This window comes from Rhizobium sp. Root1334 (assembly GCF_001426665.1).
In the GTDB taxonomy this organism is placed as follows: Bacteria; Pseudomonadota; Alphaproteobacteria; order Rhizobiales; family Rhizobiaceae; genus Pararhizobium.
The window spans coordinates 1-1,410 of sequence record NZ_LMEY01000025.1; the positions used below are offsets into that span (position 1 = coordinate 1).

Sequence of the window (1,410 nt, forward strand, 5' to 3'; positions counted from 1 at the left end):
GAGCGTGTCGTTGCCAGCAAGGGCGCTGATGGTGTCATTGCCGGCAAGGCCGTCAATCGAGTCGATCCCTGCCGTGCCGGTGAGAACGTCATCCCCGCTTGTCGCGCCGGTAGGAACGGGCGTTGGCCAATTGGTGCCGATTTCGTCATTGTTGGACAGGAGGGGTGTATTGCCTTTGAAGTAATAATAGCCCCAATGGCCCTGACCGAGTTCGTTGTTGGTGATTTCAACGCCGGAAATTTTATCGGTGCTGCTGAAACTGCCATCTGAATAGATGGTATAGCCGCCGCCTGCGAGATAATTGCCGTCTATCTGAATGTCGGAAACCGGCCCGAAGTCATTGTTGATCATCACCGCCGAGGTTTGGCTATTGTCGTTGATGATCGTGTTGTGTCGAATATCGACGCCTGAAACGCCGCCGTTAATCTCGATGCCATCGTAGTGCGGGCCACCCCATACTGTGCCGGCGCGGACATTGGGAGCATTCATATCGTGGATATAATTATCCTGAATAAGGCTTGCGCCTGTCACATTGATGCCGTTCTCCACGTCGTGGATATTGTTGCGCAAGAACGTACCCGAACCGAAAATGCCGTTCGCGCCATCCTTGCTGCTTCCAACGTTTAGAATCTCGTTGTCTTTGACGATGGTGCCCGTAATGCCTGGCTTGATCCAGATGCCTGTCCAGTCGGTGGAGGTTATGCGGCTATTTTGAATTGTGACGTTCGGGGCCATGACCCAAATCGTTCCCTTGACATCAAGAGCATTGATGACTGTGCCTGCCTTGGTGACATTGACATCGCCCGATGGGGTCAGGATAACTCCATCCGGAAGACCGGTGTTGGTCGCATTCGGAAATCCCGCGAGCGTTTTGGTTGAGGTAATAGCCATACTTAAGGGCTCCCGTTTAAGTGCTGGAATTTGGGAGGTAACCTCCACAGACGAACCGGGCGCAGATCCCCGCTTCAGGCCCAGGCCAATTCGTTTTCACTTTGAAGCTGACGCTTGACGCAAGGCACGGGCACAGCAATCTGCGGCGGATTGCGTCACCGATTGTTGTCGCCAGAGGCGGTTTGGGCCGCCTCTGGGTTGGTTGAATGGGGATGAGGCCGCTTTAGCGGCCTCGCTGCGTTACAGCACGAAGTATCCCTTGGCGAGCGAGACGGCATCATCCAGGTGAATGGCGAAATCGGCCTTCCCATCACCGTTGACATCGCCGTAGACATAGGTGTCGGATGCGCCCTTGACGTAACGCAGTTCCCCAGCCTTGCCGGTGAAGGCTGCGGTGCCAACGTAGGTGAAGGCCTGATTGCCGGATGCTGCGGTGTTCGCATCGATCGCCGACAGATCGATCCGGTCACCGCCGGTGCCCGAGAAGTCGAAGATCGTGTCGCGGCCACTCACCGCCAC

General features: G+C 55.9%; 1 protein-coding gene and 1 pseudogene. Both read right to left on the reverse strand.

Translation table 11 applies throughout. The annotated features are described in order from the left end of the window. Positions 1–939: pseudogene (locus ASD36_RS21795) on the reverse strand (hypothetical protein); the annotation flags it as partial. A 192-nt stretch (positions 940–1,131) separates the two neighbouring features. After that, the coding region (locus ASD36_RS21800; RefSeq protein WP_200954917.1) for a M10 family metallopeptidase C-terminal domain-containing protein at positions 1,132–1,410 on the reverse strand (279 nt) is incomplete at its 5' end.